We start from the raw sequence: 8,735 nt of genomic DNA, 5'->3' as shown, positions 1-8,735 counted from the left end.
GAAAATTAACATTGAAGTCAATGGGAATAAATGATGGATTTTTGCTTATTTAATATAAGGAAGGCGAAATTTGAAATGAAAATTTTAGATTTGATAATCTATTCGAGATGAAAGATAAGCGATAAATGATAAGCACTAAGAGATAATCGATAAATGATAAGTGAGACGCGATAAATCGCGTCTGTACGAATATAAAATTAATTATTTAAAGGCTATAAATTAAAAAAAATATTGGAATATGGAAAAATTTCAAAATAAATATCGCATTCCATCAGCGCGATTATTAAATTGGGATTACGGTGCTAATGGTGCATATTTTATTACGATATGCACACATAAAATGCAATGTTTTTTTGGCGAAATAGTAGAGACGCCGATTTATCGCGTCTCTCTCGATGTGAGCAACAAAATTTGCAGTAAAATTTGTGACAAAAGTGGCTATAAAAAGAAAATTAACATTGAAGTCAATGGGAATAAATGATGGATTTTTGCTTATTTAATATAAGGAAGGCGAAATTTGAAATGAAAATTTTAGATTTGATTATCGATTCGAGATGAAAGATAAGCGATAAGCACTAAGTGATAATCGATAAATGATAAGTGAGACGCGATAAATCGCGTCTGTACGAATATAAAATTAATTATTTAAAGGTTATAAATTAAAAAAAATATTGGAATATGGAAAAATTTCAAAATAAATATCGCATTCCATCAGCGCGATTATTAAATTGGGATTACGGTGCTAATGGTGCATATTTTATTACGATATGCACACATAAAATGCAATGTTTTTTTGGCGAAATAGTAGAGACGCCGATTTATCGCGTCTCTCTCGATGTGAGCAACAAAATTCACAGTAAAATTTGTGACAAAAGTGGCAATGAAAAGAAAATTAGCATTAAAGCCATGGGAATAAATGATGGATTTTTGCTTATTTAATATAAGGAAGGCGAAATTTGAAATAAAAATTTTAGATTTGATTATCGATTCGAGATGAAAGATAAGCGATAAGCACTAAGTGATAATCGATAAATGATAAGTGAGACGCGATAAATCGCGTCTGTACGAATATAAAATTAATTATTTAAAGGCTATAAATTAAAAAAAATATTGGAATATGGAAAAATTTCAAAATAAATATCGCATTCCATCAGCGCGATTATTAAATTGGGATTACGGTGCTAATGGTGCATATTTTATTACGATATGCACACATAAAATGCAATGTTTTTTTGGCGAAATAGTAGAGACGCGATTAATCGCGTCTGCCACTGATAAAGAGGAAACACGATTAATCGCGTCTGCCACTGATAACGAGGAAACACGATTAATCGCGTCTGCCATTGATAACGAGGAAACACGATTTATCGCGTCTGCCACTGATAACGAGGAAACACGACTTATCGCGTCTGTCACTGATAACGAGGAAACACGACTTATCGCGTCTGCCATTGATAACGAGGAAACACGAATTATCGCGTCTGCCACTGATAACGAGGAAACACGATTTATCGCGTCTGTCACTGATAACGAGGAAACACGAATTATCGCGTCTGTCACTGATAACGAGGAAACACGATTTATCGCGTCTGCCATTGATAACGAGGAAACACGATTTATCGCGTCTGCCACTGATAACGAGGAAACGCGATTTAACGCGCTTGTTAGCGATAATGAAGAAACGCAAGCTGCCGATAATCGCGCCGAGTTACAATATCAAATGCAGTTAAATGAATTGGGAAAAATTGCAGATGACAATTGGGCGAAAATACCCAATGAATTTCCATATATTGAATTAGCAAATTTTCAGATAATGCCCAATCACATGCATGGGATCTTAATAATTTCAAAAGATGGTTTTGATGAAAGCGTAGAGCCGCAATTAAATGCTTTTGTTCCGAATACCAGAGCGACGCGATTAATCGCGTCTGTACTGCGAGATAATGGAAAAAATCGCAATGATCAAATAAATCCTAATTCCTGTAATCCCGATATTTCTGAAATAATTAAAAATGAGGGCGGCATCACGGGCAATCATAATCCGATGTTGCAAGAAAACATATCTCGTATTATTAGATGGTATAAAGGAAAATGTAGTTTTGAAATGCGAAAAATTAATCCTGATTTTAAGTGGCACCCTCGGTTTCACGACCATATTATTCGAAATTCAGCTGAATTTGAGCGAATTCAAAATTATATAGGTCAAAACCCTGCAAAATGGTCAGCAGATAAATTTTATAAATAAAATTATGAGCCATCAATCTGAAGCACAATTAGAAAACAACCTAATCCAGCAATTGCGGGCTTTAGGTTATGCATCTGCAAAAATTCAGGATGGCGATGTGTTGATCGCTAACTTGAAAAGTCAACTAGAATTGTTTAACCAAACTAGCTTTAGTACAAAGGAGTTTGATGCCGTTTTGAATCATTTAGCCAAAGGCAGTGTATTCGAAAAAGCCAAAACCCTACGCGACCGTTTTCAATTAAATAAAGAAGATGGAACTTCGTTTTATGTTCAGTTTTTTAATAGTGAAGATACAACTGCTAATTTATACCAAGTTACCAATCAAGTAAGCTTAGAAGGCAGCTATAAAAACCGTTATGATGTGACGCTTTTAGTCAACGGTTTGCCCTTGGTACAAATTGAACTAAAGCGTTCAGGCACTGAAATAAAAGAAGCTTTTAACCAAATCAATCGGTATCAAAAACATTCGTTTTGGAGCACCGATGGTTTGTTTCAATACGTACAACTTTTTGTGATTAGCAATGGCGTAAACACCAAATATTTGGCAAATAACGAAATGCAATCGGTTAAGCAAACGTTCTTTTGGGCGGATGCCAATAATAAAAACATCACTGAATTAGTCGCTTTTGCGAAAGCGTTTTTAAACCCAACACATTTGGGAAAAATGATCGCGCATTATATTGTGATCAATGAAACGCACAAAGTGATGATAGTGCTTCGTCCGTACCAATATTTTGCTACCGAAGCGATTATTCAGCAAGTCACGCACACGAGTGACAACGCCTATATTTGGCACACCACAGGTTCGGGTAAAACCTTAACCTCTTTCAAAGCCAGTCAGATTGTGATGGATTTGCCGGACGTGTACAAAGTGGTTTTTGTTGTAGATAGAAAGGATTTGGATTTTCAAACCATGAATGAATTCAACGCCTTTAAGAAAGATAGCGTTGATGTGACTGATAATACACAATCGTTAGTAAGGCAACTGACTGATAACACCAAACTAGTTTTAACCACGATTCAGAAATTAAACAATGCCGTATCGGACCGTTTTAAAAACAGTATTGAACCGTTGCGCCATAAGAAAATCGTTTTTATTTTTGATGAATGCCATCGCTCGCAATTTGGGGAAACCCACGAACGCATCACGAAATTTTTTGATAAAAGTCAGCTGATTGGTTTTACTGGTACGCCCATTTTTGCGGAAAACGCTTCTAAAAATGACAAAGGAAAACGCACCACCAAAGATTTATTTGGCGATTGCTTGCATAAATACGTGATAACCGATGCGATTCGGGATCAAAACGTATTGCGTTTTGGGATTGAATATGTTGGGAAATACAAGAACAAAAGCAAAGCTTTCATTGATATTGAAGTAGAAGTTATTGACAAGCAAGAAGTATTGGATTCGCCAAAGCGCATCGAGAAAATTGTAGATTACATTATTGCGTACCACGATCATAAAACGTTTAATAAACAATATTCGGCATTGTTGACGGTAAGCAGTATTGAAAATGCAGTGCAGTATTACGATCTGTTCCAAGAAAAGAAAGAAGCTGGATTGCACGATTTGCGTATTGCGACTATTTTTACCTATGGCGCCAATGAAGATTCAGATGATGCGCAAGATTTTCTACCTGCCGATTATGATTCGGATTTTGATATGGCCGCAGAAGCACCAAGCCAATATTTATCCAGACACAGCCGTGATAAACTAGAAACGTATATTGGGCATTACAACCAAATGTACAATGGTAGTTTTACGACCAAAGATTCCAAATTATTCGAATCCTATTTTAAAGATATTAGCAAGCGATTGAAAGATCGGGAGCGAAAAAACTTCAATGACAAGAGAGACCGTTTGGATATTGTCATTGTCGTAAACATGATGCTTACTGGTTTTGATGCCAAAAAGGTGAATACGTTGTACGTAGATAAAAACTTGAAGCAACACGGATTAATTCAAGCCTATTCGAGAACTAACAGAATATTAGGCGAACAGAAATCACAAGGAAACATTCTATCGTTTAGAAACCTCAAGAAAGCTACCGATGATGCGATTACCTTATTTTCAAACAAAGATGCGATAGATGTAGTTACGTTGGCAAATTATGAAAAAATTGCAGAGAAATTCGAAGAAGCGTTAGAAGCGTTACGAGACATCACGCCAACGTATCAAAGTGTAAACGATTTAGAAACCGAAGAAGCCGAAGCCTTGTTTGTACAAGCCTTCCGGAAACTGTTGCGAAACATGAATGTGTTGCAATCCTACACTGATTTTGACTGGGAAGACATTGCAATCGACGAGCAAGAATTTGAAGATTACAAAAGCAAATACTTGGACTTGTATGAGAAAGTCAAGCGAGACAGTGAGGTTCAAAAAACATCGATCCTAGATGATATTGATTTTGAATTGGAATTGATACACAGGGATAAAATAGGCGTTGCTTATATTCTGAAATTATTATCACAATTAAAAGGCGCCAACACCTCGGAAGCCAAAGCGCAACGAAAAGCCATAATCGATTTATTAGGTGGAGACATTAAACTAAGGAGCAAACGCGAATTGATCCAGAAATTCATTGACGAAAACATGCCATTTATTAAAGACGGTGATGACATCGAAGAGGAATTCGAAAAATACTGGCAAGAGCAAAAAGTTTTAGCCTTGGGAAAACTCTGCGAAGAAGAACAGCTGGACAAAGCCCAGTTCAAAGCCTTAATTGATGCGTACATCTACAGCGGCCGAGAGCCCATAAAAGACGAGGTTTTTCAATGCTTAGATAATAGACCAAGTATTTTGCAAGCAAGAGTGATAGGGGATAGGATTATTGCAAAAATGAAAGAGTTTGTGGAGTTGTTTGAGAAGGGGATGGTGGCTTAGAGTGTAATATGATATTGCAGTACGTTTTGAGATAGACTTTGCAGGGGGAAGAAGTTGTTTAATTTAATATGTCACTGATAATGAAGAACAAAGTAGGTCTTAGACCAGAATACCCACATAGACCAAAACTTGAAGAGCTAAATGAAACAAATGTCTTTAAATTGATTTATCGAAGTAAATATTTTATTTGTTGTTCAATACTTTACTATTATTGGATGTATTATGAAAATGATTTTGATTCAATTAATATTTTCTATTTTATTATTGGTTTTTATACTTTTTGGCGTATTGGTCTACCACTAATTTTTAATTTAGAAATAAGAAATAAAAACAGAAAAATTAGCGATGCTTATGATAAACAACTTCTCAACGCCAGTAGAAAGTATGAAGGATATCTTAAATATGACCAAGAAAATTTTAGACAGCCAAGTAAAATTAGTTTAGTCGAAGTTTCTGACTATGAAGCTTCTAAGACAGCTGAATACTTCAAAAGAAAAGAAGATCAAAGAAAGGCTGAACAAGATCGACAAAAGAGGTTAGCGATAAATCGACAAAAGGCTTCGGAAGCAAGTAGCCGCGACAATATTGGATTGAGTAGCCAAAAAAAAACAAAAACTTTTTTGCAACAAAACATAAAGATTGATGAGAAACAGCCTACTGTCATAAAGACTCCTGAAGAATTAGAAAGAGAAAGAATTAAAGCAAAGATTTTGGCTCTACGAGGGAGCAATATGGTAGCCCCATCAGCAATCAAAACCCAAGATAATCAATTAGAAGTAGAGGTAAATAACACAATAAGAAATTACAGTGGGATTTGTGCTGTTTTGGCAATACAACCAATTCCTTTTGCGGATATTTTTATACTTACTCCTACGCAAATTTTGATGGGTAAAAAAATAGCATCTTTACGAGGGTATAAAATTAAAGAAAATACGATTGAAAGTATTTTAAAAGAAATTAGTGGTATAATTGGCATGGGGATAATCGCTCAACAATTAGTAATTGGTGCCTATAAAACCGTACTTCCATTTTTTGGGGGAGTCACAACTATACCTGTTGTGTATGGCTTAACGTATGGTATTGGCAAAACAATAGATTATTATGTCTTAACAAAATTAAGTGGAAAAATAATAAACAAAAATGATATTGAAAAGATTTTTAAAAGTTCGAGAGAGATAGGTCAACTTGAAGGAAAATCAAAAGAAAAGGAAATTCAAGGAAGGGTAAAAAAATAATTTAACTTATATGGCAGGAAAAATAACGATACATTTTGGTTGTCATAAAAAAGGTTCTACGCAAGGATTGCAATTAGTCTATTGTGCAAAGGATCATTGAACACTTAAGGTTATGGTTATACCTGATGAGGCAGCTAATTATTTGGATATATTGGGGAAATTATTGAAAAAAAAATAAACCTTTTGCGTATTAGACATTATTTTTTTAATTTACTACTGTTACAATTAGCGAGATTAATGATAGTAGAATTACAATTATACCTAGATAGAGAAGTTACAATATCCGTAAAAGTAAATGTGAAAATTTAGACCTATAAAATTTATTCAAAATGATAATTAAATTTGATAATGATATAAAAACAGATTTTGAAGGATATCAAAAATTAGTTGATTTAATAACAAAAATTAATAATAGTACGGATCAAAATATAATATTTGATTTCTCCAACGTCTTTTTCTTTGAAGCCAACTTATGTGCAGTTTTGGCAACCATACTAGAAATTTTGGAAAATAGCGGTAAAACTGTAAAACTGATAAATTTCAATAATAAAGTAGAAACAATACTCCGTAAAAACGAATTTTTAATTCAACATGGTTACGATAAAATATTTGATAAGTATGCAACTTCTATTAGATACCAAAAATTTGATCCTACTAATAAATTAGATGATAATAATTTTGAAATTTACATTAAACAACAATTATTAAGTAAAAATGATTTTCCATCTCATAGCAAACTATTAGGCAAACATATTACACTACGAATATTTGAATTATATGAAAACGCAAGGACACATGGCTCATGTGATTATATTCATGCTTGTGGTCAATATTTTCCCAAAAAACCAGAAAAGCCACTCAATGTTACTATTGTAGATACAGGTAAAAACTTTCAAGAAAACGTTTCAAAATTTCTAAACCAAAATATAGCTGCTGAAGAGGCTATTGATTGGGCAATGAAAAAAGGGCACACAACAAAGACCGGAGATATTTCTGGCGGTTTAGGACTTGATTTAATTTTTCAGTTTATTCAGCATAACAAAGGTAAAATACAAATTATATCTTCAGACGGTTTCTGGGAATGGCATCGAGGTAAATCAACTAAAATGAGATTAAACAATCCGTTTAACGGCACAATTGCAAATTTGCGGTTTAACTTAAATGACACTTCACACTATAAACTTATAGAAGAAACAGATGATGATTGGAATAATTTATTTTAATAACTATTTAGTATCTTTGCTTAAAATATATAATCATTTATGAACAATTTAATTGTTAAAAATATTATCGATAGTGATATAGCAGTTGCTACAGATGCTGGTGATAAAGTATTTAATGAAATTGTAAGTCATTTATCAAAAAAGCAATCCGTAATTCTTGATTTTAAGGAGATTACAATTCTGACAACTGCTTTCTTAAATGCCGCCATTGGCCAATTGTACAGTAACGACAATTTTTCTAGTGATTACCTCAATGATCATCTGAAAGTTATAAATGTGCAATCAGAAGACAAACCATTGTTTTCTATGGTTATAAGAAGAGCTAAAGAATATTTCAAAAACAAAAAAGGTTTTGAAGATTCAGCAAATAGTGCGTTCTATGATAAATAATATTTTTCAAGCAAATAATTTTGATGTCAAAGCAAACCAAAGTTTCTTTTTTGACAATAACATATGGATGTTTCTTTACTGTCCAATTGCAAATTTCAATGCATCAAAGCAGCAAACGATATCCACTTTGTTCGAAAATATTCTAAGTAGAAATGGTGCCATAATCGTCAATAGTTTAATTATTTCAGAATTTTGTAATGCTTATTTACGATTAGATTTTAATCTCTGGAAAGGTGAAAATCAAAAACCAACGGCAAATTTTAAAAATGATTATTTTTCAACTAATAGAGCAATTGAGACTAGAGAAGATATTGCAAATACTGTAAAAAACAGTATTTTAAAAATTTCAGAGAAACATCCAGATTCCTTTAATGCAATTAATTTTGATTCCATTTTTAAGACTTACGAGTTAATTGATTACAATGACGCTATGATTTATAGTGAGTGTAAAAATAAAAATTGGATTTTGGTAAGTGACGACGCTGATTTTACAAAATTTGATGATATCACCATAATTAGAATATAGCTCTTGCCTATTCCCAATAAAACTGTAAGAGTATTTCTTATCTCATTCGCGATAACTATTATCTGTAATAAACAGTGTTGTATAACTACACCACTGAATAAACAAAAATTATAAATCCAACAATTTTTCTAATTATTAATCAATAGCGTCCTAAACGATTAAAAAGGGAAGGAGTTTTTATCCCTCAAAAAATTACCTTTGAGGTTCTCCATAAAACGCCCCTTCCCTATGT

At 33.3% G+C, this 8,735-nt stretch carries 8 protein-coding genes; all 8 read left to right on the top strand.

Features of this window, described 5'->3' with window-relative positions; all coding sequences use genetic code 11:
• Nucleotides 1–238: 238 nt before the first annotated feature.
• The 8 genes from RCH18_RS15700 to RCH18_RS15665 all read left to right on the top strand — a co-directional run bounded on the left by RCH18_RS15700 (nucleotide 239) and on the right by RCH18_RS15665 (nucleotide 8,503).
• Nucleotides 239–481, top strand: a complete 243-nt coding sequence (locus RCH18_RS15700) for a hypothetical protein (RefSeq protein WP_326937723.1) — start codon at nucleotides 239–241, stop codon at nucleotides 479–481.
• 197 nt (nucleotides 482–678) lie between these two features.
• On the top strand, nucleotides 679–939 hold the full coding sequence (locus RCH18_RS15695; protein WP_326937722.1) for a hypothetical protein: 261 nt from the start codon (nucleotides 679–681) through the stop codon (nucleotides 937–939).
• 178 nt (nucleotides 940–1,117) lie between these two features.
• On the top strand, nucleotides 1,118–2,245 hold the full coding sequence (locus RCH18_RS15690; RefSeq protein ID WP_326937721.1) for a hypothetical protein: 1,128 nt from the start codon (nucleotides 1,118–1,120) through the stop codon (nucleotides 2,243–2,245).
• A 4-nt stretch (nucleotides 2,246–2,249) separates the two neighbouring features.
• Complete coding sequence (locus tag RCH18_RS15685) at nucleotides 2,250–5,129, top strand: type I restriction endonuclease subunit R (RefSeq protein ID WP_326937720.1); 2,880 nt, start codon at nucleotides 2,250–2,252, stop codon at nucleotides 5,127–5,129.
• Nucleotides 5,130–5,209: 80 nt separating this feature from the next.
• Complete coding sequence (locus tag RCH18_RS15680; RefSeq protein ID WP_326937719.1) at nucleotides 5,210–6,364, top strand: hypothetical protein; 1,155 nt, start codon at nucleotides 5,210–5,212, stop codon at nucleotides 6,362–6,364.
• A gap of 329 nt (nucleotides 6,365–6,693) precedes the next feature.
• Nucleotides 6,694–7,587, top strand: coding sequence for a hypothetical protein (locus RCH18_RS15675; protein WP_326937718.1), 894 nt, complete (start codon nucleotides 6,694–6,696; stop codon nucleotides 7,585–7,587).
• 39 nt (nucleotides 7,588–7,626) lie between these two features.
• Entirely contained in the window at nucleotides 7,627–7,977 is a 351-nt protein-coding gene (locus RCH18_RS15670) for an STAS-like domain-containing protein (RefSeq protein ID WP_326937717.1), read from the top strand.
• Nucleotides 7,967–8,503 carry a PIN domain-containing protein gene (locus tag RCH18_RS15665; protein WP_326937716.1) on the top strand — a complete coding sequence of 179 codons (537 nt, stop codon included), beginning with the start codon at nucleotides 7,967–7,969 and terminating at the stop codon, nucleotides 8,501–8,503. The genes RCH18_RS15670 and RCH18_RS15665 overlap by 11 nt, the downstream gene beginning before the upstream one ends.
• Nucleotides 8,504–8,735: the final 232 nt, after the last annotated feature.

The sequence above is a fragment of the Flavobacterium sp. PL11 genome, assembly GCF_035985025.1.
Taxonomy (GTDB): domain Bacteria; phylum Bacteroidota; class Bacteroidia; order Flavobacteriales; family Flavobacteriaceae; genus Flavobacterium.
Note: the sequence above shows the minus strand (reverse complement) of the source record. Positions and strands in the feature narration are given on the sequence as shown.

Coding starts and splice junctions, on each gene's coding strand:
- RCH18_RS15695 (WP_326937722.1), top strand. CDS start 679: ATGGAAAAATTTCAAAATAAATATCGCATTCCATCAGCGCGATTATTA.
- RCH18_RS15675 (WP_326937718.1), top strand. CDS start 6,694: ATGATAATTAAATTTGATAATGATATAAAAACAGATTTTGAAGGATAT.
- RCH18_RS15680 (WP_326937719.1), top strand. CDS start 5,210: ATGAAGAACAAAGTAGGTCTTAGACCAGAATACCCACATAGACCAAAA.
- RCH18_RS15665 (WP_326937716.1), top strand. CDS start 7,967: ATGATAAATAATATTTTTCAAGCAAATAATTTTGATGTCAAAGCAAAC.
- RCH18_RS15670 (WP_326937717.1), top strand. CDS start 7,627: ATGAACAATTTAATTGTTAAAAATATTATCGATAGTGATATAGCAGTT.
- RCH18_RS15685 (WP_326937720.1), top strand. CDS start 2,250: ATGAGCCATCAATCTGAAGCACAATTAGAAAACAACCTAATCCAGCAA.
- RCH18_RS15700 (WP_326937723.1), top strand. CDS start 239: ATGGAAAAATTTCAAAATAAATATCGCATTCCATCAGCGCGATTATTA.
- RCH18_RS15690 (WP_326937721.1), top strand. CDS start 1,118: ATGGAAAAATTTCAAAATAAATATCGCATTCCATCAGCGCGATTATTA.